Here is a 21,545-nt window from a genome sequence, read left to right on the forward strand (position 1 = left end):
TAACTTTTCCCTCAATTCCCTTGCACACCACCTTCTTCGGCCTTGCCCTGCTGCGCCTCAATCGCGCGCCATTTCACCACGTTGGCGTTATGCTCTTCCAGCGTCACCGCAAAAGCATGGCCGCCCGATCCATCCGCCACAAAGAAAATATATGGCGTATCATCGGGGTGCAAAGCCGCCTCAATGCTCAACCGGCCGGGGTTGGCAATCGGCGTCGGCGGCAGACCGGTGATAACATAGGTGTTATAAGGTGTCTCACGGCGCAACTCGGATTGGCGCAAACCACGCCCCAAAATGCCCTCACCTTTGGTCACGCCATAAATCACCGTCGGGTCGGTTTGCAGCTTCATGCCGTCGCGCAGCCGGTTCACAAACACGCTGGCAACCTGCTTGCGTTCTTCAGGAATTCCAGTTTCCTTTTCCACGATAGAGGCCATGACCAACGCCTTTTCCGGCGTATCATAAGGCAAATCTGCCGCGCGATCCGCCCAAAGCTCGGCCAAAATGCGCGTCTGCTTATCCTGCATCGCGGCCACCATCACCGCACGGTCACCGCCCCGCGTCACCTCATAGCTATCAGGCGCAAGGCTGCCCTCGGGCGGTTTTTCCGCGATCGTGCCATCCAGAAACTCGGCCCGCCGCAGCATTTCCACCACCTGCCAAGACGTCACCCCCTCGGCCAAGGTCACACGGTAGCGCAGATCCTTGTCTTGGGCGGCATCCACATAGCTTTGCGGCGCCGCATCTGCCGTTGGGTCGAATGAGACAACCTCAACATAGCGGTTTGTCACCGGGTCCAGCTCACGCAAAATCACATCGGCCGAGGCAATCCCGATCCGGAAGTTAACCTCACGTCCACAGGTTGATTGCCCGCCTGCGGTCAAAATATCCAACACCTGCGCCATTGATGACGCGGCAGGCACCAAATAGCTGCCGAACTTCAAATCCTTGCCTTGGTCGGAATAATCCGCGCCAATGCGGAAAATCCGCGCGTCCGAAATCACACCACTGGTCTCAAGCGTCCGGCTGACCGAGGACAACGACGCGCCCCGATCCACCTTGACACAGGCCGCATCAACCAGCGGCCCCGGCCCCGAAAACTCTTTGCGCCCCCAGGCCAACAGCCCCGAGGCAATGACCAAAAGAACAATGAACAATGTCAAAGCATTAGACGCAATCGCTCGCCACATTATGCGGATACCTTACCAATGATCAGGCTTGCATTGGTGCCGCCAAACCCGAATGAGTTGGACAGCGCGACATCAATCTTACGCCTCACCGCTTTATTCGCCGCAAGGTCCAGTTTCGGCGTCACAGCAGGGTTATCAAGGTTGATCGTCGGCGGCGCAATCTGGTCGCGAATGGCCAGAATACAGAAGATCGCCTCAACAGCACCAGCAGCGCCCAACAAATGCCCAATCGCCGATTTTGTCGAAGACATCGTAGCCCCCGCCGCCGCATCGCCCATCAACCGCTCTACCGCGCCCAGCTCAATCGTGTCGGCCATCGTGCTGGTGCCATGCGCGTTGATGTAATCGATATCCGCAGGCGTCAGCCCAGCCCGCTTTAAAGCCATGGCCATGCTGCGATATCCACCATCACCATCCTCGCTTGGCGCTGTGATATGGTACGCATCGCCCGACATGCCATAGCCCAAAACCTCGGCATAAATCTTGGCACCGCGCGCCTTGGCGTGCTCGTATTCTTCCAGCACAACCACGCCCGCGCCTTCGCCCATGACAAACCCGTCACGGTCCGCGTCATAAGGGCGCGATGCCTTGGTCGGGTCATCCGCGCGCTTGGTCGACAGCGCCTTACAGGCGTTAAACCCGGCAATCCCAATCTCTGAAATCGGGCTTTCCGCGCCGCCCGCAATCATCACATCGGCATCATCAAACGCAATCATCCGCGCTGCATCACCAATCGCATGCGCCCCAGTCGAACAGGCCGTCACCACTGCATGGTTAGGCCCTTTAAAACCAAAGCGAATCGAAACCTGCCCCGACACAAGGTTGATCAACGCACTGGGAATAAAGAACGGGCTGACCCGCTTGGCACCGCGTTCTTTGATCAACACAGCGGTTTCGGCAATCGACGACAAGCCGCCAATCCCCGACCCGATCATCACACCGGTCCGGCAGCGCTCTTCCTCGGTTGCAGGCTCCCAGCCCGAATCCTGAACGGCCTGTACCGCCGCTGTAACGCCATAAAGGATAAAATCATCAACTTTGCGGCGGTCTTTTGGCGCCATCCAATCGTCTGGGTTAAATGTGCCATCGGTGCCATCGCCCAGCGGAATCTCGCAGGCATATTGCGTAATCACCCCTGCAGGGTCAAAGCGCGTAATTGGCCCAGCCCCCGACTGCCCAGCAATCAGCCGCGACCACGTCTCTTCAACACCACACGCCAGCGGCGTAACCATCCCAAGACCCGTGACAACCACTCGACGCATCGGCATCCTCCGCATTAATTTTCAACCTATAGGCACAGTTACACGCCAAGCCCGCGCCGCGCAACATAAGGCGGCATCAATCGGCACTTTGACGCCTCTAAAAACGGCACGAAACATACGAAAACGGCACCCGCAAAGGGGTGCCGTTTAACGCAAACTTCAGATCGAAAGCCTATCAGACAGCGCCAGTGATAAACTTTACCGCGTCGCCAAAGGTCTGGATGGTTTCAGCAGCGTCATCCGGAATCTCAATCCCGAATTCTTCTTCAAACGCCATTACCAGCTCAACGGTATCAAGGCTGTCCGCGCCCAGGTCGTCGATGAACGAGGCATTTTCAATTACCTTGTTCTCTTCAACGCCCAGATGCTCGACGACGATCTTCTTTACGCGGTCAGCGATGTCGCTCATGTCATTTCCTTACTCAGTTACGGGCCATACATCCCGATTTTTTTCTCAAGCTCATTCGAGCGGCTCACCCCGGAATGCCCAGGCAACCAAAGCACAAACCTGCCCTTTGGCGTTATCAGCGCCGCCTATATCATAGTCTTGGGGAATGGCAAACGCTTTCAGTTGGTAAGATGTAGGGCCATTGCCCCCAGCAAATCAAGGGGGCAATGATAATGGCCCCTTAAATCATCGCCATACCGCCGTTAACGTGCAACGTGGCACCTGTCACATAGCCCGCTTCTTTGCTGGCCAAATACAAACAGGCCGCCGCAATCTCGCTGGCCTCGCCCATCCGGCCCGCAGGCACTTGGGTCAAAATCTTGGACTTTTGGTCGTCTGTCAGCTTTTCGGTCATGGCAGTGGTTATAAATCCGGGCGCCACACAGTTCACTGTAATCCCACGGCTTGCCACCTCATAGGCCAGCGATTTTGACATCCCCACCATGCCCGCCTTGCTGGCCGCATAATTCGCCTGACCGGGGTTCCCCGTCGTCCCAACGACGGATGAGATGTTCACAATCCGCCCCCAACGCGCCTTCATCATCCCGCGCAAAACCCCACGGCACAACCGGAAGGTCGAGGTCAGGTTCACCTCCAAAACACTCGCCCATTCATCATCCGACATGCGCATGAACAGGTTATCGCGCGTAATCCCTGCATTGTTCACCAACACATCAACCGACCCCATCGCCGCCGCCGCCGCCTTTGGCAAGGCTTCAACAGATGCAGCATCCGACAAATTGCAGGTCACCACATGCGCACGGCTGCCCAGCTCGGCGGCCAGCGCCTCCAACGGTGCCTCACGCGTCCCAGACAGTGCCACTGTAGCCCCCGCAGCATGCAAAGCCCGCGCAATATCACCGCCGATACCGCCCGAAGCGCCGGTTACCAAAGCATTCTTACCCGTCAAATCAAACATCTCTTATCCTCATGTCTCTACAAACGCGCCCAACCTAAAACCCTCTCGGCTTTCTTTTCGGCACAAATATCCCGCAGGGGGGTCTGGGGGGCGGCGTACGCCCCCCAGCTCTCGCCCCAAAAATAAAAGTTAGCCCTTAAGCGCCGCAATATCCTCAGGCACGCCCACGTTGCGCTGCACCGTCTCGCGCTCGATCCGCTTAATCATGCCCGACAACGCCTTGCCCGCGCCAATTTCCCAAAACTCGGTCACACCAGCGCCAACCAGCCATTGCACAGATTCACGCCAACGCACCTCGCCCGTGACCTGCGCCACCAACAGTTTACGCACATCCGCCGCATCACGCACCGCTTCGGCCCGCACATTGGCGACCAGCGGCACTATCGGGTCCCGAATTTCGACACCTGCCAAGGCCTCCGCCATCACAAGCGCTGCAGGTTCCATCAACGAACAGTGAAACGGTGCCGAAACCGGCAACAACAGCGCCCGCTTGGCGCCCGCAGCCTTGGCAATCTCACAGGCCCGCTCTACCGCCGCCTTATGGCCCGAGATCACGACTTGCGCAGGGTCATTGTCATTGGCCACCTGACAAACCTCATCGCCAGCAGCCTCGACCGCTACGGCCTTGGCCCCTGCATAGTCCAGCCCCAACAAGGCCGCCATTGCGCCCACACCGACAGGCACCGCCGCTTGCATCGCTTCGCCGCGAATGCGCAGCAACCGCGCGGTATCGGCCAGGCCAATCGAACCCGCCGCACAGAGCGCCGAATATTCCCCAAGGCTATGCCCGGCCACAAAAGCCACATGCGCAAGCCCCAAACCCTCGGCCTCCAACGCGGCCAACGCAGCCAAAGACGTGGCCATAATAGCAGGCTGTGCGTTTTGCGTCAGGGTCAAATCCTCGATCGCCCCCTCCCAAATCAGCGCCGACAGCTTTTCCCCCAGCGCCTCATCCACTTCATCAAACACCGCGCGCGCGGCCGGATAAGCCTCGGCCAAGGCGCGCCCCATCCCGATGGTTTGCGATCCCTGCCCTGGGAAAACGAATGCTCTGCTCATAGTTCCTCCGAATATCTGTTACCTTGGCATAGCGCAGCCCTTGCGCCTTCGCAATATTTCGCGCGCCGCACCCTTTTAAGGCTGAAACCGCGCATCCTGCGAAACCACGGCATCAAACAGGCCAAAGGCAAGCGTAGCAACCGAGGTTCCAAGCACCTCATCCCGCCCCAAGGCCGCCCCCACCAACGGGTTCTTGGCAATGTTGCGCCCCGCCGCATCAATCACCATAACCGCTGGCCCCGTCTCTCCCACAGTATAGAGTAACGACACCGCCACGCGGTCCGATGCCCCAGTCCCTTCACCCCAAGCGCCAATAATCAAATCCATATTGGCGGGGTGGTCGGCCAAATCGGCCCCCACTGTCCAGTTCACAAAATAACTGGCAACGGTCTCGGCACCTTCCACATGTACAATCCCCCAAATCGCGCGGGTTACTCTGCCACAACAGGCGCATTCTCCTGCCTTCTCGCCCAAAGGCTCTACTTCATACGCCACGTTCACCATCGCTCCCCATACTTTATCCAAGCCACCATGCGGCAAAACCAATCCCAAAAACAGCCCTTGCACCACGGCCCGTACGGCTTACTGTGCCAGAACCACACCCGAAAGGCTGCCCATGACCCTGACCGTCTTTTGCGCCGTCATCGCGGCAGCCTTGCTGCATGCCGTGTGGAACGCGATGGTCAAAGGCGGGCGCGACAAACAGCTTAACATGGCCGGGGTCATCGTCGGGCACCTGCCCCTGGCCATACTGGCAATCTTGTTCTCGCCCCTGCCCACGGTCGCCAGCCTGCCCTACCTTGTGGCAGGGGCATTGCTGCACTTTGGCTACCAGCTCTTTTTGCTACGCTCCTATAACGCGGGCGACCTGACCCAAATCTATCCTATCGCGCGCGGCTCGGCCCCGATGCTGGTGGCGGCGGTCTCGGTCCTGTTCCTTGGTACGCACTTGGAACCGATGGAAATCGCGGCCGTCGCCACCATCGGCATCGGCATCCTGTCTATTGCCTTGACCCATAAATCCGCTGGCCGCCTTAACATGACCGGCACGAAACTAGCGCTGATCACCGGCGGTTTCATCGCGTCTTACTCGCTGGTCGATGGCATTGGCGCCCGCCATGCAGGCACCGCACTTGGGTTCTACGGATGGCTTGGCAGCGCGAATGCCATCATCCTGCTCGCCTATCTGAAACGCACGGCGCCCCACCAAATCCCCGCACTCTGGACCCACGGCAAACGCGCCTTCTTTTTCGGCGGTGCTGCCAGCTTTACCGCCTATGCGCTGGTGATCTGGTCATTTACCCAAGCGCCCATCGCGCTTGTCACCGCCCTGCGCGAAACCTCGATCATCTTTGCGCTGCTGATCGGCGTGTTTTTCCTGAACGAAAAGCTCAACCTTGCCAAAGTCGCCTCAACCGCGATCACCCTCGCCGGCGTGGCGCTGCTGCGCCTCGCAAAATAACCCCCACACAGCATAAACCCTTGCGCCAAACTCCAGCCCCAGCTATACGCGCACGATCTTGTCGCACTATATCTTTTGATCCGGTGCAGCCTCTCGTGGTCGGGACGCGGCAAGATGGTGACCCCGACCTATGAAATGCGCCATAAGTTAATGAACGGAGACAGCATGCCGCTATACGAGCATGTCATGATCGCGCGTCAGGATCTTTCCAACACGCAAGCCGAAGGGCTTATCGAACACTTCTCCACAGTTCTCTCGGACAACGGCGGCAAAGTTGTTGAGCACGAGTACTGGGGCGTGAAGACGATGGCCTATAAGATCAACAAAAACCGCAAGGGCCACTATGCCTTTCTGCGCTCGGATGCACCCGCAACCGCAGTTCAGGAAATGGAACGCCTGATGCGCTTGCACGATGACGTGATGCGTGTGCTGACCATTAAGGTTGACGCCCACGAAGAAGGCCCATCCGTGCAAATGCAAAAGCGTGACGACCGTGAACGCGGCGACCGTGGCGACCGCCCCGATCGTGGTGACCGCGGCGACCGTACGCGTCGTTGATCTAAGGCTTAGGAAAGGACCATTCAAATGGCGAATAAACCCTTCTTCCGTCGCCGCAAGGTCTGCCCGTTCTCGGGTGACAATGCACCGGCGATTGACTACAAAGACACACGTTTGCTGCAACGCTACGTGTCCGAGCGTGGCAAAATCGTGCCATCGCGTATCACTGCCGTTTCGGCGAAAAAGCAGCGTGAACTGGCCCGTGCGATCAAACGCGCTCGCTTCCTCGCTTTGCTGCCATATGCTGTGAAATAAGGAGCAACTGATATGAAAGTGATCCTTCTTCAACGCGTGGCCAAGCTGGGCCAAATGGGCGACATCGTAAACGTAAAAGACGGTTTTGGCCGCAACTACCTGTTGCCCCAAGCCAAAGCTTTGCGTGCCAACGATGCGAACATCAAATCTTTTGAAGCGCGTAAAGTTCAACTCGAAGCGCAAAACCTTGAAACCAAAAAAGAGGCCGATGCAGTTGCAGCGACTCTTGACGGTCAGGTTTTTGTCATCATCCGTTCCGCATCCGATGCAGGCGCGCTCTATGGTTCCGTCACCACCCGTGACGCAGCCGATGCCGCAGCAGAAGCTGGCTTTACGGTTGATCGCAACCAGGTTGTTCTGGACCGTCCAATCAAAGAATTGGGCCTGCATACCGTTTCGGTCGTGTTGCACCCAGAAGTGACCGCGCAATTCTCGGTCAACGTGGCTCGCTCGGCTGAAGAAGCCGAACTGCAAGCTGCTGGCAAATCCATTCAGGAATTGGCAGCCGAAGCAGAAGCCGCAGCAGAGTTCGAAATCGCCGAATTGTTCGACGAAATGGGCGCTGCAAACGAGGACGGCGAGGACATGGGCCGCGATTAATCGCACCCGTTCCGATAAAATTGAAAACCGCGCAAGGGCAATCTCGCGCGGTTTTTTTATGACCGCCCACAATATCTACACGTGACGCGTCCGCGTTTTTGGGCATCTTTGCCCCAAAGACCTTGCCCGTTTAGCCCCCATACCCTATAGCGCCGCAACCCCGCATCAAAGGCTTGCCCCAATGCCCGCATTCTCAAACGCTGTTTTCTTTTGCCACGGCGCCCCCGGCAGCCCACAAGATGCAACAGTTTTGCCCCCCATGGGCAACGACACCCTGCTTATCGCGCATGATATCTTTGCCTCGGCCCCTGAAACCCTCCTCGCCGATGCCCTCGCCGCATTTGATCAAGCTGCCGCTCAAGCCACTGACGGCAAAGCCACCATCATCGGCTTTTCCATTGGTGCCATGCTCGCCCTAAAACTCGCGGCCGCCCGCGCGGCGAACATAAAAACCCTCATTCTCATCTCACCCGCCGGCCCTCTGTCTTTGGGCAACTTTCTCCCCCATATGGCCGGAAAACCCGTATTTGAGCTGGCCGCAAGCAACCCCAAACTGCTGAAATCTCTGACAAAATTACAATGTCTGCTGACCAAGTTCGCCCCCAAGCTATTGCGCAATCAACTCTTTCATAAATCCGGCGCAGCCGACCGTGCCTTGTTAAAAGACCCAGCCTTTCGCAACACCCTTGCGGCAGCTTTCAAAAACAGCTTTTGCACACACCCCGCCGCCTATGCAGCCTGTCTGCAAGCCTTTGTCACCGATTGGTCGGCAGATCTTGGCCATATCACCTGCCCCGTCACCATCTGGCATGGCGAAAATGACAAATGGGTGCCTCCGGCCATGGCCCAAGCCCTTAGCGCCGCGCTGCCTTCCCCAGCAACGCTCCACTTGGTGCCAAACACCGAGCACTACTCGATCCTCGCAAAAATCACCCTGCACGACTCATAATCGCATCCGCGTTACCCCCTTGTCACATGCCCCCTTTAGGCGTTTCATGAACCATCCGGTCAAATCCTAAGGGGCAAGCCATGCCATTCCACTTCAACCGCCGTCATTTTCTCGCCAGCACCGCGGGCCTCATTGCGCTGCACCCGTTCTCGGCCCGCGCTGCCGCGAACCAAGCGCACCTGCGCATCATGGAAACTACCGATCTTCACGTCCACGTCTTTCCCTATGATTATTACGCCGACAAACCGGTCGATACGCTCGGCCTCTCGCGCACGGCCTCCCTGATTGAGGCGACCCGTGCCGAATCGACCAACTCGCTGCTCATCGACAATGGCGACTTCCTTCAGGGCAACCCGCTCGGCGATTACATCGCTTACGAGCGCGGTATGGCAGAAGGCGACACCCATCCCATCATCAACGCGATGAACACGCTGGGGTATGAGGCCTCGACCCTCGGCAACCACGAATTCAACTACGGCCTGAATTTCTTAATGAATTCGGTCGCCGGTGCAAATTTCCCCGTGGTTTCCGCCAATATCGCCAAAAAGCTCGGGACCACCCCGCGCGAGGATGAGCCCCTCCTCCCTCCCTATGTCATCGTGGAAAAAACCATCACCGATGGCGCAGGCACCCAGCATAAAATCAAACTCGGCCTTATCGGCTTTGTGCCACCCCAAGTCATGAACTGGGATCGCAAACACCTCGAAGGCAACGTCCAAGCCCGTGATATTGTGGACACCGCCAAGGCTTATGTCCCTGAAATGAAGGAAAAAGGCGCAGACCTTATCATCGCGCTCTGCCACTCGGGGATTGGCGACGCCAACCACACCGACGGTATGGAAAATGCCGCCATCCCGCTGGCCGCGATCAATGGTATAGATGCCATCCTCACAGGCCACAGCCACCTCGTCTTTCCGTCCTCCACCTATGAGAAAACCGCAGGCGTTGACATCGCGGCAGGCACCATCGCTGGAAAACCCGGCGTCATGGGCGGGTTCTGGGGCAGCCATATGGGCCTGCTTGACCTGATGCTTGAACAAGACGGCGGCACGTGGCGCATTGCCGCCCACACCGCCGAGGCCCGCCCCATCGTAAAACGCAATGAGGATCGCAGCTATACCCCGCTGGCGCCCGATTACGCCCCGGTGCTGGCGGCCGCGCAAACCGAACATGATGCCACCCTCGCCTATGTGCGCCGTGCCGTGGGCAAAACAGAGGCCCCGCTTTACAGCTATTTCGCCCTCGTCGCGGATGACCCGTCGGTGCAAATCGTGTCAAACGCGCAGATGTGGTACGTGAAGCAAATGCTTGCAGGCACTGAGTACGCAGGCTTTCCTTTGCTGTCTGCCGCCGCCCCGTTTAAGGCCGGTGGTCGTGGCGGTGCCGAGTATTATACGGATGTTCCGGTGGGTGATGTCGCGATCAAACACGTGGCCGACCTCTACCTCTACCCCAACACCGTCCGCGCGGTTGTGGTCACTGGGGCGCAAGTCCAAGGGTGGCTGGAACGCTCGGCTGGCATGTTCAATCAAATCACAGCCGGCGTGGCAGACCAAGCGCTGCTAAACCCCGATTTCCCAAGCTATAATTTCGATGTGATCGACGGTGTCACCTATAAAATCGACCTCAGCCAACCTGCCAAATTCGACAAAGACGGCGCGGTGGTGAACGATGACACCATCCGCATCACCGACCTGCAATACAATGGGCAACCGATTGATCCTGCTGAGAAATTCGTCGTCGCCACGAACAACTACCGCGCAAGCGGCGGTGGTAATTTCCCCGGCGCCGATGGCAGCACAATCATCTATGAGGCACCAGATACCAACCGCGATGTGCTGATCCGCTATATCGTTGAAAACGGTACGGTGAACCCCACCGCTGATGGCAATTGGGGCTTTGCTCCCATGCCCGGCACCAGTGTTTTGTTCGATACCGGCCCCAAGGCCGCCCAATACGTGGCCGATGTCAAAGGCCTGCAAATCGAACCCGCTGGTGATGGCGAAAGTGGCTTCAGCCGTTTCCGGATCACTCTATAAACTAAAAAGCCCCGACCATTTCTGGGTCGGGGCTTCACGTCGGCTTTTTCTGACAGCTTACAATGGGCCAAACCGCTCTTGCACGCGGGCAGCATGTTCGGCGACAGGCATCTTGCCACGCCCCCACAGTGCCAGCATATCGGACCAAGCCATCGGCACAAACCCAACCTCGTCACCTTCAACAGCCTGCGAAAACATCGCGATATCGGCTTGATGCGCGTCCAATTTATCCTGCCCAACGGCGCGACCGCTGGCAAAGGCCTCAGGCTCGGCATAAAGATACATCAACACCGGCTTCAGCCCGCGATTCTTGCCCTCGGCGCGGTGTACTTCGGACCGCAGGCCATAGGCGCTTTTCACCAATTGCGCATCGTCCAAATGCGCAAAGCGGCGTGCGCCGTTGGCGTGGGTACGGCGCAGACGGGTATACCCCTCCATCTTTTCCCCCCAAACCTTGCGGTCGTAATTTTCTGAAAACTCGTTCTTTTTGGCGGGACGGAACGGTTCAAACCGTGTCGAGACAACCCCGATCAAATAGCGGTCGGTCACGATTTCCACGTCCAGCCAAGGGTGCTTACCCCCTGCCCAAGGATAGCGCATCTCAGCCGTTAGCGTCACCGATTTGGCATTGCCCAACCCGCTTGGCAGCATCGGCATCATATCGGCGCGGTTCAAAAACCAGCCAAAGCCGTTGGCCACCAATGCCGAAGACGAATCAGGGCTATCAAACTTGCCTGTTTTCAGCTCATTCCCCGGCGCTTGGCCAAGCGCTGCAAGAATCAGATCAACGGGAAGATCGGGAAGGAACTCGGGCATGGGATTGGGCCTTTTTGACTGCGGTGGCAGAGACATCTTAACAGGTTCTATCGGGCGCTTCCGGTCGACGACATCACCAAAGCAAAGCGTTGCGCCGGAAAAGCAAAGGGCCGCACCAGCTGGCACGGCCCCCAATTGTGTGTCGAAAAATCCGACAGCCCTTACATTTCGTCGAGGGCTTCAATCGCTTTTTGCAGGTCTTCTTTGCTGACTTCTTTGTCGGAAACATTCGCACCGGCAACGATATGATCAACAACTTTATCTTCGAAAATCGGCGCGCGCAGCTGTTGCTGCATTTGCTGGTTTTTCTGAACATATTCAAAGAACTGACGTTCCTGACCTGGGTACTGGCGCGCCTGTGTCATAACAGCTTGCGTCATTTCCTGATCGGTCACAGTCACTTCGGCTTTGCGGCCAACTTCTGCCAACAACAGGCCCAAGCGAACGCGGCGTTCGGCCAGTGTCTTGTGCTCTTCAGTTGTCTCAACATTACCGTGGTTGTGATCGTGAACCTCGGGGTTTTCTTCGTGCCACAGCTGATGCGCGATTTGGCCAGCTTCAGCTTCTACCAACGAAGGTGGCAGCTCAAACTTCACCAATGCATCCAACTGATCCAACAGCGAACGCTTGAGCACAGCACGTGCAGCGCCTTGATATTCTGCTTCCAAACGCTCGGAAATCTGGCCTTTCAAGGCTGCCAAATCGTCTGCGCCGTATTTCTTGGCCAGCTCATCATTGATTTCGGCAGCAACTGGCGCTTTTACAGCCTTGATTGTGCATTCAAAAACAGCCGCTTTGCCAGCAAGGTGCTCTGCGCCGTATTCCGCTGGGAACGACACGTCAACTTTCACTTCGTCGCCAGCTTTTGCGCCAACGAGCTGTGCTTCAAAGCCTGGGATGAACGAGTTCGAGCCCAGAACCAGTGGATAGTCTTCACCGGTGCCGCCTTCAAAGTAGTCGCCGTCAACAGAGCCTTTAAAGTCGATCACAACTTGATCGCCGTCTTTGGCTTTCGAGCCTTTCTTACGATCGTCAAAGTTCTGAGCCGATTCGGCGAGATTGGCCAATGCCTCATCCACTGCCGATTCTTCTGCCTTTACGACCAAACGCTCTAGCGTCACTTTGCTCGCGTCTACATCTGGAATCTCTGGCAGGGCTTCGTAAGTCATCTCAACGACAACGTCCTGACCTTCTTTCCACTCTTCGCCGTCAACCATTTTAACGTCTGGCTGCATGGCAGGGCGGTCGCCTGATTTCTCAAAATGCTCTTTCATCGCGCCGTCGATGGCGTCTTGCATGGCTTCACCCATGATACGCGGGCCAAACTGCTTGCGCAGCATTGCCATTGGCACTTTACCCTTACGGAAGCCTTTCAATTCGACTTCAGGCTGCGCTTCGACCAGCTTTTCTTGCACTTTCGCGTCAAGCTCGGCCGCGGTCACAGTGATAGTATAGCCGCGCTTTAGGCCTTCGTTCAGGGTCTCAGTGACCTGCATATAAATCCATCCTTCTCATATATCTGGTGCGGGTAGAGGGACTTGAACCCCCACGCCTTGCGGCGCCAGAACCTAAATCTGGTGCGTCTGCCAATTTCGCCATACCCGCATCTCATCAACGCACCGTCTGGCTTGCGCCGTCCAGTTGCGATGAAATTCCGCGCCCTTCTAGCAAAGCCTTGCGCAGGATGCGAGAGGAAAAATGTGACTTAAATTACTAAGATCAAAAAATGATTTTTGACATCTTATTGACGGATTACCGCCACCTTTGGAAACGATGAAGGTTCTGGGACCAAAGGAAGCACTAAAATGACACAGAGCACAGTAACGATCGAATGCAACGCGACCACGGCCACAGGCTTGGTTTCTGGCACGCCCGTCATGACGCTCGCGGGTGAAATGCCGGTGGAATGCCTGTCTGCAGGTGATCGCCTTGTCACGGGTTCAGGTGCGCGGGCGCTGGTTGCGGTGCGCAGCACTGTCTTGCCAAAAACAAGGCTGGTTTGTATTTCGCCTTCGGCCTTGGGGATTGACCAACCAGAAGAAGACATGCGCGTCATGCCCGATCAAGGCATTCACATTCGAGACTGGCGCGCCAAGGCGCTCAAAGGTTTCCCCGAGGCCATAATCCCCGCCCAAGAGCTGGTTGATGGCGAATACATCCGGTTTGAGACCGCGTTTGGCACCCGCATCTACACCTTAGAATTTGAACGCGCCGAGGTTATTTATGCCGGAAGCGTAAAGCTGACCTGCGCCCCTGCGCTGATCAATGCCTAAGAGTTTATAGCGTTTTCATACGCTTAAATACAACTCCAGCCCTTACAATGGCGGCTGGTTTTGGTTTGGGGTTATAGGTCCAATGCGCAAAACACCTTCGGCAATTCTTCGGGCAAATCCTCGGCAATCAACCCCGGCCCAAAGGATCGCGCGCATTCCACATGCAGCCAAGCGCCAGCTTCGGCCGCCTGCATCGGCGCCAATCCCCGCGCCATAAGCCCAGTAATAAACCCGGCCAAAACATCGCCAGACCCAGCGGTCGCCAGCCAAGGCGCTGTGCGGTCATAGACGGCAGCATTGATCGCACAGCGCCCATCGGGGGCCGCAATCACCGTATCGGGGCCCTTGAACAGCACCACACAGCCCGCCCGTTTCGCGGCCTGTCGGGTCGCATCGACCTTGGAAAAGGCGGGGCCTTTGGTTGCAGGTTCAGCCAATTTTGCCGCTATGTCGGGGAACAGACGGGCAAACTCTCCCGCATGAGGCGTCAGCACGCAGTTTTTATGAACCATCGCAAACAAATCCGCGTTCTCGGCCAACAAAGTCAGCGCATCGGCATCCAGCACCGTCGGTCGAGGCCCACCCCCACCATGGCCCAAGGCCGCCGCCACCAGTTCCCCCTGTTGCACACCAGTCCCCAGTCCCGGCCCAAGGCACAGCGCATTGATTCGCGCGTCTTGCAGCACGGCCTCTAATGCGGCAGCACCCTCAACCGCTTTCAACATGATCGCATTTAACTGCGCCGCATTGGTGATCACGGCAGAAGGCGGGCACCCCAGCGTCACCAGCCCTGCCCCGATCCGCAGCGCCCCCCGCGCCGCAAGACGCGCCGCCCCGCCAGAGGTAATACCGCCAGAGAGGATAAGCGCATGGCCGTACGCGTATTTATGCGCGGCATGGGCGCGCGCGCCACCCCGCTTGCCCAGCATTTCGGCCCTAAAACTGCCCGGATGCAGCGCAGTAAGGCTGTCACTCCCATCAACTGGCTGCACCAAACCAAGCGGGACAGGACGAACTGCGCCGCACCACTCGCCCGAAACCTGACGCGGTACCGAATAGTCTCGCCATGGGCCAATACCGATATCTTGCACAACAACCTTGCCGCAAAGCTCGGGTCCAGCCTCCAGAAGATGCCCTGCCTTCAGGCTATCAAACGTCACGGTTAGACGCGCCGTTGGAACGGCCCATCCGCCAATCAGCATACGCCCACTATCCATACACAGACCCGAAGGCGCATCCACCGCGACAAGCCGCGACTGATAATAGGCAATGTCACCATTTCGGCCGCCAAGATGGGTCAACACCTGCAAAATATCGCCCCGCGGCGGGCGCGAAAGCCCGGTGCCAAAAATAGCGTCAACGTAAAGATCACTTTTGACGCCACTGCGCAGGTTTTTTTCGGTCAGCGCCTCGGTTGCCCCCAAAAGTGACCAAGCCCGCGCGTTTTCAGCTGCATCTTTAGGCAAAGAATCCGCCGCAGCAGCCGCCAGAACGCGCACCTCCCACCCCAAGCCCTTCAACAATCGCGCCACGACAAACCCGTCGCCGCCGTTATTCCCCGGCCCGCACAGCACCACGGCACGGTTCGGGGCGGCGCGCAACTCGGGCCATTCGTCAAAAATCGCTTGCACCACCCCCTGCCCTGCGCGTTCCATCAATTCCAGACCGGTCACTTGGCCAGACTCAATCGCAGCCACCTCAATGGCGCGCATTTGGGCAGCTGTTAATAATTCCGTCATCTCTGGCGCTCCATAAGTTTTTATTTCGACTATAATTAGAGCAAATAGCCTAAATTTTAATCATCACATCAGAATCCCAAAGCCACAAGCCACCGCCAACCCGCTCTTTAATTGTCCCTCCTGCGTTAAAATGGTCAACACGCATCAGATGGAATTTGCCTCGGGGGAGCCTGACGATGAAAAAGATCGAAGCGATCATTAAGCCATTTAAGCTGGATGAAGTGAAGGAAGCCCTTCAAGAGGCCGGCATTCAAGGCCTTTCCGTAACCGAAGTTAAGGGATTTGGCCGCCAAAAGGGCCATACCGAACTGTACCGCGGCGCGGAATATGTTGTTGATTTTCTGCCCAAGGTGAAAATCGAAGTCGTATTGCCTGACGATATGGTGGATGCTGCGATTGAAGCAATCGTTGCCGCCGCACGTACCGACAAAATCGGCGACGGCAAGATCTTTGTCTCGACCGTTGAACAAGCCATTCGCATCCGCACCGGTGAAACCGGCGACGACGCGATCTAAACCGACCGCAAGGCTAACCCCTTGCCAAACCACGCATAAGCAGAAGGAATGACCCTATGAAAACGGTCGCAGACGTTCTGAAACTGATCAAAGACGAAGAGGTCGCCTATGTCGACGTTCGTTTTACAGACCCAAAAGGCAAATTGCAGCACGTAACGCTGGATGTTGATCTGGTTGACGAAGACTTCTTTGAAGAAGGCTTTATGTTCGACGGTTCCTCCATCGCGGGCTGGAAGTCGATTGATCAATCCGACATGAAGCTGATCCTTGATCCGTCTTCGGTCTATCTTGACCCCTTCTATGCCGAAAAAACCCTTTGCGTGCATTGTAACGTGGTCGAGCCCGATACAGGCGAGGCCTATTCGCGTGACCCACGCGGCACAGCAGCCAAGGCCGAAGCTTACCTGAAATCGACAGGTATCGGCGACACGTCTTACTACGGCCCAGAGGCTGAATTCTTCCTGTTCGACGATGTGCGCTATTCTGTGACCCCACAGAAAGTAGCATTCTCGATCGACGCCGAAGCAGCCGCTTGGAACACCGATTCCGAATTTGAAGGTGGCAACCTTGCCCACCGCGCGGGCCACAAGGGCGGCTACTTCCCTGTGAACCCAATCGACGAAGCCCAAGACATTCGCGGCGAGATGCTCTCGACCATGAAGCGTATGGGCATCAAAGTTGACAAGCACCACCACGAAGTGGCGACCTGCCAGCACGAACTTGGGATGATCTTTGGTGGCTTGGTTGAACAGGCTGACAACATCCAAAAGTACAAATACGTGATCCACAACGTGGCACACGCTTACGGCAAAACCGTTACCTTCATGCCAAAGCCTATGAAGGGCGATAACGGCTCGGGTATGCACGTGAACATGTCGATCTGGAAAGATGGCAAGCCTTTGTTCGCAGGCGACAAATACGCTGACCTTTCGCAAGAGGCACTGTATTTCATCGGCGGCATCCTGAAGCACGCGAAATCGCTGAACGCGCTGACCAACCCATCGACAAACAGCTACAAGCGTTTGATCCCAGGGTTTGAAGCACCTGTTCTGCGCGCATTCTCGGCACGCAACCGCTCGGGCTGCGTTCGTATTCCGTGGACAGAATCGCCAAAAGCAAAACGCGTCGAAGCACGCTTCCCCGATCCATCGGCAAACCCATACTTGGCGTTTGCAGCCTTGTTGATGGCCGGCCTTGACGGTATCAAAAACAAGATCGATCCGGGCCCTGCATCCGACAAAGACCTGTATGATCTGCCTCCAGAAGAATTGGCAGCAATCCCAACAGTGTGCGGTTCGCTTCGTGAAGCTCTGGAATCGCTGGAAGCTGACCATGACTACCTCTTGGCCGGTGACGTGTTCACCAAAGACCAATTGGAAGGCTACATGGCGCTGAAATGGGAAGAAGTTTATGCCTATGAGCATACGCCTCACCCAATCGAATATGCGATGTACTACTCTTGCTAATGGAATTTGCGTCCAATCTAAGACCGATTGGGCGCAACCCCAGATATGGCAAGCCAGTTTAGGCTCCAAAAACCTGCAAAATAGAAACAAAGGCCGCCTTCGGGCGGCTTTTTTTAATTGTGTTCAACAATTGGCAAAATGAACAACAATCAAAGTTTAAATGCCATATTGGATACAAAGTTTAGCTTCATTTTCTCTGTAGGTTGCAATTGACAACCAGAAGGGGACCTCGAAATGTCGATCACACCAACGAGTACAATTGCCCTGGTAACCAGTAAAACAAGTTCAAAAATCAACTTCGCCCATGTTGTAGGCGAAATGCGGCGGTCGCTCGCGAGATCGCAGCACAACGGCTATACCCAGACATGGGATCATGACGACATTGCGACTTTCGATTTTGAAGGTACGCGAATCGTTTTGGCCCTAGAGGAAGAAGCGATTTCAATTCATGAAACCACGCCAGATTGCTTGTTTATCAGCGTTGGTCCTTCATTTGCGGCGCCGCATGGGCAAGAACCGAAAATCGCGTACGAACAGATGTGCAGTATGATCGTTGAACGGGTATGCACCTGTTATGAAATCAAGCCGGTCTATTGGATGCAGATCCCGGGAAGCGTCACCTCTGAAATTGTTGATGATTTTTTCCAAGACATCGCGCCAACACAAAGCAAATCTACGAATGTGGATTTAGAGGACCCCGCGATTGTTGTCGAACCAGAGCGGCCGCCCCATGAGAATGTCATTCACATGTCAGCCGCGTCAAACCGGTCCGCTCAGTTTCGTGCAAAAGGGGCTGGCCGACAGCAAGCAGGCGCAGCGTTTAACGGGAACGACCCAGTTGATATTGCAAATGACGTAGCCCCTGGACCTTACCATGACAGTGACCGGCTCCGCGCCATTCGCGCCGCCCTTTACGATGCGCCAGACCAGCCCAATTCGGTTGGATCGCAAAAAAACTCAACTTTTGTCCGATTTACGACCATAGCTTTGGATACAACGATGGTTGTCGTCTGTCTGCCGGTTGGCGTGGCGATGTTGGGCTATCATATCTACAACGGTGGCGATCTTAGGCGCTCGGCCCAAGCGATCACGCTGACGGGTTTTATGCTTGCATATTCCAACATGATCCCAGCCATGCCGTTGAGTATGCTGTTTTCGTAATCGCAAACCGGCCTTCAGGTTTGGCAAAGGGCGGTCCCTATGTGGTGAGACCGCCTTACTTGCCCTTTTGCGACGCACCCGCAAAATGCGCAGCATCGCAAACAACAGGTTCGCCCCGATTAGCACGGTATTTCCGGTTGAATCATAGGCAGGCGCGCCCTCGCGCCATAAGCGGCAAGCGATTTTTGTCACCTGCAAATGGTCAAACCGCGCGGTGCCGCAGGCCATGTTGTCTTACGGCAACATGTGCGATTCGTCACGGATCTGACGCAGCGAAAGCCCTTCGGCCGTGGTTAGGGTCAGCAGGCGCATCAACCGGTTTGGCCCGCCAAAACGAGGCATAGCATTGCCATCCTACAGGATAAAGAGAGGCAGGGGCGCTGCCCCCCCTCTGGGCTTTAGGGGCCATTCACCAAAGGCGCCGTTTTTGAAAAATGCGCCGATCGAGATATTTGTACCGAACAGAAAACGGGGTTAGGTGCTATGTGCCTTAAAAAGGGCAGTGCTATGATCTGGTTCCAAGGAGTCGAGCGGCAGCACATAGGTGTGGATGGTAAACAGTACGGCTTGGGTCACGGGCAAGCGCAGTAAGCATTGCCGTTCCGCGCGAAGGTATTTGGGGGTGGTGTCGATGCGTGGATCTTTTTCGCTGCGCGGGTGAAACAGATCGGGATTGGCATAAAGGTTGTGGTTCATCCGCCAGATCGGGCGCCCTGACTGGACCGCATCCAGCAGGCGCTGCACCCGCCGTGCGATGTTGGCATCATATTCGGGCACAGGCACATGGATGCGTGACATTGGCGCGCCGAGCTTTTCTTCAAGCGACCAACTGGCGGGAAAGCACAGGATCGCGCCGCCAAGCAGGTGTTCGCCCTGCCCGTCTGGCAGCATCAGGCACAGATCCTCTTGGACCAAGCGCCCGAGGCTGCGCAGCGGATTGTCACGGTTAAGCGCAACCCTAACACCATCAGGGCGCAGGGCCTCTTGGGCACCAATCTTGTAGCTGCTGTCTTGGGACAGTTTGGCCAGCACCAAATCATAGGTTTCCTCGGCTGCCGCCTGCGCCATTGGCAACAGCCCATGCACCTTTGCCCCGCCAGTTATCAGACGGTCACGCTCGGCCATTTGCAGTGCGAAGACTTCATCGCGCAGCAGCCACGCGTCGTTTTCGACAGGCATGACCCCGGGCAACCGGGCAAGGCGCGGGTCAAGCCATGGCATGGCAGGTAGGCTTTGGTGCAAAATCGCGTTCATCGGCCAGACATATCGCAGGATTTGCCCCTGGAAAAGCCGATTTTGCCTTGCCTTATCGGCTTCGGCTTGCCCTTGCGTTCATCGCGCACTATGGGATGGGGCATCCCTGACGCAATGCCCTTGCTGCCCAAATGAAAGGCTCTGCCCCATGATCCCCCGTTATTCCCGCCCTGAAATGGTTGCCATCTGGTCGCCGGAAACCAAGTTCAAGATCTGGTTTGAGATTGAGGCACATGCCTGCGACGCAATGGCCGATCTGGGCACCATCCCGCGCGAAAACGCCGATGCGGTGTGGAAGGCCAAGGACGTGACGTTTGATGTGGCCCGCATTGACGAGATTGAAGCCGTTACCAAGCATGACGTGATCGCCTTTCTGACCCATCTGGCCGAGCATGTCGGATCGGATGAGGCGCGGTTTGTGCATCAAGGCATGACGTCTTCGGATGTTTTGGATACCTGCTTGAACGTGCAGCTAGTGCGCGCATCAGACATTCTGATCGCCGATCTGGTGGCCCTGCTGGCCGCCCTGAAACGCCGCGCGATGGAGCATAAGAACACGGTCCGCGTTGGCCGCAGCCACGGCATCCACGCTGAACCCACCACAATGGGCCTCACCTTCGCGCGCTTTTACGCCGAGATGGACCGCAACCTTGCCCGCCTAAAGGCCGTGCGCGAAGAGATTGCCACGGGCGCTATTTCTGGCGCTGTTGGCACTTTCGCCAATATCGATCCACGAGTTGAGGAACATGTCTGCGCCAAGCTGGGCCTGACACCAGAACCTATTAGCACCCAAGTTATCCCGCGCGACCGCCACGCCATGTTCTTTGCCGTGCTGGGTGTGATTGCGTCCTCGATTGAAAACGTCGCGATTGAGATTCGCCACATGCAGCGCACCGAAGTGCTGGAAGGGGCCGAGTTCTTCTCTATGGGTCAAAAAGGCTCGTCTGCGATGCCGCACAAAAAGAACCCTGTTTTGACGGAAAACCTGACTGGCCTTGCGCGCCTTGTGCGGATGTCGGTGATCCCCGCGATGGAAAACGTGGCGCTGTGGCATGAGCGCGATATCTCGCATTCGAGCGTAGAGCGTGCGATTGGCCCCGATTCCACCATCACGCTGGATTTCGCGCTGAACCGTTTGACTGGCGTTGTCGATAAAATGCTGATTTTCCCGCAGAACATGCTGGATAACATGAACAAATTTCCGGGCCTTGTTATGTCGCAGCGCGTTTTGCTTGCCCTGACTCAGGCCGGCGTTAGCCGTGAGGCGGCCTATTCCATGGTGCAGCGTAACGCCTTGAAAGTATGGGAAGACCGCGTTGATTTCCGCGAAGAATTGCTGGCGGATGCCGAAGTTGTGGCCGCCCTTGGCGTCGATGGCATCAATGAGAAGTTTGACATGGATTACCACACCAAACATGTCGACACGATCTTCAAGCGCGTCTTTGGGGCCTAATCCCCGCTGATCTGGCCTGACCGCCAGTCCGAACCTACAGCAAAGGGCATGCAGATTTTCTGCCTGCCCTTTTCATTTTATCATGGCCCGCCTGCGATAAATTGGCATGAGGGACGTGGATAGAGAC

Annotated in this window: 21 protein-coding genes and 1 tRNA gene; 11 read left to right on the top strand and 11 right to left on the bottom strand. The window is 56.6% G+C overall.

What is annotated here, in order from left to right; genetic code table 11:
* Positions 1-11: 11 nt before the first annotated feature.
* From mltG to ACEN2J_RS02375, 6 genes are all read right to left on the bottom strand, one after another.
* Complete coding sequence (gene mltG / locus ACEN2J_RS02350) at positions 12-1,190, bottom strand: endolytic transglycosylase MltG (protein WP_442102952.1); 1,179 nt, start codon at positions 1,188-1,190, stop codon at positions 12-14.
* Entirely contained in the window at positions 1,190-2,452 is a 1,263-nt protein-coding gene (fabF, locus tag ACEN2J_RS02355; protein WP_442102954.1) for a beta-ketoacyl-ACP synthase II, read from the bottom strand. Before fabF ends, mltG begins: the two co-directional genes overlap by 1 nt.
* Before the next feature lie 175 nt (positions 2,453-2,627).
* Positions 2,628-2,861: an acyl carrier protein gene (locus tag ACEN2J_RS02360; RefSeq protein ID WP_442102956.1), complete on the bottom strand. Its 234-nt coding sequence runs from the start codon at positions 2,859-2,861 to the stop codon at positions 2,628-2,630.
* Between the two features lie 220 nt (positions 2,862-3,081).
* On the bottom strand, positions 3,082-3,819 hold the full coding sequence (gene fabG, locus ACEN2J_RS02365) for a 3-oxoacyl-ACP reductase FabG (protein WP_442102958.1): 738 nt from the start codon (positions 3,817-3,819) through the stop codon (positions 3,082-3,084).
* A gap of 129 nt (positions 3,820-3,948) precedes the next feature.
* The gene (gene fabD / locus ACEN2J_RS02370; RefSeq protein WP_442102960.1) at positions 3,949-4,878 is read right to left on the bottom strand and encodes an ACP S-malonyltransferase; all 930 of its coding nucleotides are present in this window, start codon (positions 4,876-4,878) and stop codon (positions 3,949-3,951) included.
* A gap of 75 nt (positions 4,879-4,953) precedes the next feature.
* Positions 4,954-5,430 (bottom strand): hypothetical protein, encoded by a 477-nt coding sequence (locus tag ACEN2J_RS02375; protein ID WP_442102962.1) that lies wholly within the window; start codon positions 5,428-5,430, stop codon positions 4,954-4,956.
* A 64-nt stretch (positions 5,431-5,494) separates the two neighbouring features.
* On the opposite strand from ACEN2J_RS02375, the gene ACEN2J_RS02380 reads away from it, so the two are divergent.
* From ACEN2J_RS02380 to ACEN2J_RS02405, 6 genes are all read left to right on the top strand, one after another.
* A complete protein-coding gene (locus ACEN2J_RS02380; protein WP_442102964.1) occupies positions 5,495-6,340 on the top strand; it encodes an EamA family transporter in 846 nt (281 codons plus the stop codon).
* Positions 6,341-6,505: 165 nt separating this feature from the next.
* Positions 6,506-6,898 carry a 30S ribosomal protein S6 gene (gene rpsF / locus ACEN2J_RS02385; RefSeq protein ID WP_442102966.1) on the top strand — a complete coding sequence of 131 codons (393 nt, stop codon included), beginning with the start codon at positions 6,506-6,508 and terminating at the stop codon, positions 6,896-6,898.
* Between the two features lie 27 nt (positions 6,899-6,925).
* Positions 6,926-7,153 carry a 30S ribosomal protein S18 gene (gene rpsR, locus ACEN2J_RS02390; RefSeq protein WP_022704737.1) on the top strand — a complete coding sequence of 76 codons (228 nt, stop codon included), beginning with the start codon at positions 6,926-6,928 and terminating at the stop codon, positions 7,151-7,153.
* A gap of 12 nt (positions 7,154-7,165) precedes the next feature.
* Entirely contained in the window at positions 7,166-7,753 is a 588-nt protein-coding gene (rplI, locus tag ACEN2J_RS02395) for a 50S ribosomal protein L9 (protein WP_442102969.1), read from the top strand.
* Positions 7,754-7,934: 181 nt separating this feature from the next.
* Positions 7,935-8,702, top strand: coding sequence for an alpha/beta hydrolase (locus ACEN2J_RS02400; protein ID WP_442102971.1), 768 nt, complete (start codon positions 7,935-7,937; stop codon positions 8,700-8,702).
* Between the two features lie 80 nt (positions 8,703-8,782).
* Positions 8,783-10,741, top strand: coding sequence for a bifunctional 2',3'-cyclic-nucleotide 2'-phosphodiesterase/3'-nucleotidase (locus ACEN2J_RS02405; protein WP_442102973.1), 1,959 nt, complete (start codon positions 8,783-8,785; stop codon positions 10,739-10,741).
* A 57-nt stretch (positions 10,742-10,798) separates the two neighbouring features.
* Here the strand turns inward: ACEN2J_RS02405 and ACEN2J_RS02410 are convergent, their stop codons facing one another.
* From ACEN2J_RS02410 to ACEN2J_RS02420, 3 genes are all read right to left on the bottom strand, one after another.
* The gene (locus ACEN2J_RS02410; RefSeq protein WP_442102975.1) at positions 10,799-11,557 is read right to left on the bottom strand and encodes a hypothetical protein; all 759 of its coding nucleotides are present in this window, start codon (positions 11,555-11,557) and stop codon (positions 10,799-10,801) included.
* Between the two features lie 161 nt (positions 11,558-11,718).
* A complete protein-coding gene (gene tig / locus ACEN2J_RS02415) occupies positions 11,719-13,053 on the bottom strand; it encodes a trigger factor (protein WP_442102977.1) in 1,335 nt (444 codons plus the stop codon).
* Positions 13,054-13,077: 24 nt separating this feature from the next.
* Positions 13,078-13,162 (bottom strand) — tRNA-Leu (locus tag ACEN2J_RS02420).
* 200 nt (positions 13,163-13,362) lie between these two features.
* Between ACEN2J_RS02420 and ACEN2J_RS02425 the strand changes: the two genes are divergently transcribed.
* Positions 13,363-13,830, top strand: a complete 468-nt coding sequence (locus ACEN2J_RS02425; protein ID WP_442102979.1) for a Hint domain-containing protein — start codon at positions 13,363-13,365, stop codon at positions 13,828-13,830.
* Positions 13,831-13,901: 71 nt separating this feature from the next.
* On the opposite strand, the gene ACEN2J_RS02430 is transcribed toward ACEN2J_RS02425, so the two are convergent.
* Entirely contained in the window at positions 13,902-15,569 is a 1,668-nt protein-coding gene (locus ACEN2J_RS02430) for an NAD(P)H-hydrate dehydratase (RefSeq protein WP_442102981.1), read from the bottom strand.
* 176 nt (positions 15,570-15,745) lie between these two features.
* Here ACEN2J_RS02430 and ACEN2J_RS02435 point away from each other — a divergent pair, with 176 nt between their 5' ends.
* The 3 genes from ACEN2J_RS02435 to ACEN2J_RS02445 all read left to right on the top strand — a co-directional run bounded on the left by ACEN2J_RS02435 (position 15,746) and on the right by ACEN2J_RS02445 (position 18,711).
* A complete protein-coding gene (locus ACEN2J_RS02435; protein WP_442102983.1) occupies positions 15,746-16,084 on the top strand; it encodes a P-II family nitrogen regulator in 339 nt (112 codons plus the stop codon).
* Positions 16,085-16,140: 56 nt separating this feature from the next.
* Positions 16,141-17,550, top strand: coding sequence for a type I glutamate--ammonia ligase (glnA, locus tag ACEN2J_RS02440; protein WP_442102985.1), 1,410 nt, complete (start codon positions 16,141-16,143; stop codon positions 17,548-17,550).
* A gap of 234 nt (positions 17,551-17,784) precedes the next feature.
* Complete coding sequence (locus ACEN2J_RS02445) at positions 17,785-18,711, top strand: hypothetical protein (protein WP_442102987.1); 927 nt, start codon at positions 17,785-17,787, stop codon at positions 18,709-18,711.
* 474 nt (positions 18,712-19,185) lie between these two features.
* Here ACEN2J_RS02445 and ACEN2J_RS02450 read toward each other — a convergent pair whose 3' ends face one another.
* Positions 19,186-19,965, bottom strand: coding sequence for a heme-dependent oxidative N-demethylase family protein (locus tag ACEN2J_RS02450; protein ID WP_442102989.1), 780 nt, complete (start codon positions 19,963-19,965; stop codon positions 19,186-19,188).
* Positions 19,966-20,113: 148 nt separating this feature from the next.
* On the opposite strand from ACEN2J_RS02450, the gene purB reads away from it, so the two are divergent.
* The gene (gene purB, locus ACEN2J_RS02455; protein ID WP_442102991.1) at positions 20,114-21,418 is read left to right on the top strand and encodes an adenylosuccinate lyase; all 1,305 of its coding nucleotides are present in this window, start codon (positions 20,114-20,116) and stop codon (positions 21,416-21,418) included.
* Positions 21,419-21,545 lie beyond the last annotated feature (127 nt).

The sequence above is a fragment of the Pseudorhodobacter sp. W20_MBD10_FR17 genome (assembly GCF_052119765.1).
Taxonomy (GTDB): Bacteria; Pseudomonadota; Alphaproteobacteria; order Rhodobacterales; family Rhodobacteraceae; genus Pseudorhodobacter.

What these genes read in the sequence shown, in the direction of transcription:
- fabD (WP_442102960.1), bottom strand. Translation starts at nt 4,878, where the DNA reads ATGAGCAGAGCATTCGTTTTCCCAGGGCAGGGATCGCAAACCATCGGG.
- purB (WP_442102991.1), top strand. Translation starts at nt 20,114, where the DNA reads ATGATCCCCCGTTATTCCCGCCCTGAAATGGTTGCCATCTGGTCGCCG.
- ACEN2J_RS02425 (WP_442102979.1), top strand. Translation starts at nt 13,363, where the DNA reads ATGACACAGAGCACAGTAACGATCGAATGCAACGCGACCACGGCCACA.
- ACEN2J_RS02405 (WP_442102973.1), top strand. Translation starts at nt 8,783, where the DNA reads ATGCCATTCCACTTCAACCGCCGTCATTTTCTCGCCAGCACCGCGGGC.
- mltG (WP_442102952.1), bottom strand. Translation starts at nt 1,190, where the DNA reads ATGTGGCGAGCGATTGCGTCTAATGCTTTGACATTGTTCATTGTTCTT.
- rplI (WP_442102969.1), top strand. Translation starts at nt 7,166, where the DNA reads ATGAAAGTGATCCTTCTTCAACGCGTGGCCAAGCTGGGCCAAATGGGC.
- rpsF (WP_442102966.1), top strand. Translation starts at nt 6,506, where the DNA reads ATGCCGCTATACGAGCATGTCATGATCGCGCGTCAGGATCTTTCCAAC.
- ACEN2J_RS02450 (WP_442102989.1), bottom strand. Translation starts at nt 19,965, where the DNA reads ATGAACGCGATTTTGCACCAAAGCCTACCTGCCATGCCATGGCTTGAC.
- rpsR (WP_022704737.1), top strand. Translation starts at nt 6,926, where the DNA reads ATGGCGAATAAACCCTTCTTCCGTCGCCGCAAGGTCTGCCCGTTCTCG.
- tig (WP_442102977.1), bottom strand. Translation starts at nt 13,053, where the DNA reads ATGCAGGTCACTGAGACCCTGAACGAAGGCCTAAAGCGCGGCTATACT.
- fabF (WP_442102954.1), bottom strand. Translation starts at nt 2,452, where the DNA reads ATGCGTCGAGTGGTTGTCACGGGTCTTGGGATGGTTACGCCGCTGGCG.
- ACEN2J_RS02360 (WP_442102956.1), bottom strand. Translation starts at nt 2,861, where the DNA reads ATGAGCGACATCGCTGACCGCGTAAAGAAGATCGTCGTCGAGCATCTG.
- glnA (WP_442102985.1), top strand. Translation starts at nt 16,141, where the DNA reads ATGAAAACGGTCGCAGACGTTCTGAAACTGATCAAAGACGAAGAGGTC.
- ACEN2J_RS02400 (WP_442102971.1), top strand. Translation starts at nt 7,935, where the DNA reads ATGCCCGCATTCTCAAACGCTGTTTTCTTTTGCCACGGCGCCCCCGGC.
- ACEN2J_RS02430 (WP_442102981.1), bottom strand. Translation starts at nt 15,569, where the DNA reads ATGACGGAATTATTAACAGCTGCCCAAATGCGCGCCATTGAGGTGGCT.
- ACEN2J_RS02445 (WP_442102987.1), top strand. Translation starts at nt 17,785, where the DNA reads ATGTCGATCACACCAACGAGTACAATTGCCCTGGTAACCAGTAAAACA.
- fabG (WP_442102958.1), bottom strand. Translation starts at nt 3,819, where the DNA reads ATGTTTGATTTGACGGGTAAGAATGCTTTGGTAACCGGCGCTTCGGGC.
- ACEN2J_RS02435 (WP_442102983.1), top strand. Translation starts at nt 15,746, where the DNA reads ATGAAAAAGATCGAAGCGATCATTAAGCCATTTAAGCTGGATGAAGTG.
- ACEN2J_RS02380 (WP_442102964.1), top strand. Translation starts at nt 5,495, where the DNA reads ATGACCCTGACCGTCTTTTGCGCCGTCATCGCGGCAGCCTTGCTGCAT.
- ACEN2J_RS02410 (WP_442102975.1), bottom strand. Translation starts at nt 11,557, where the DNA reads ATGCCCGAGTTCCTTCCCGATCTTCCCGTTGATCTGATTCTTGCAGCG.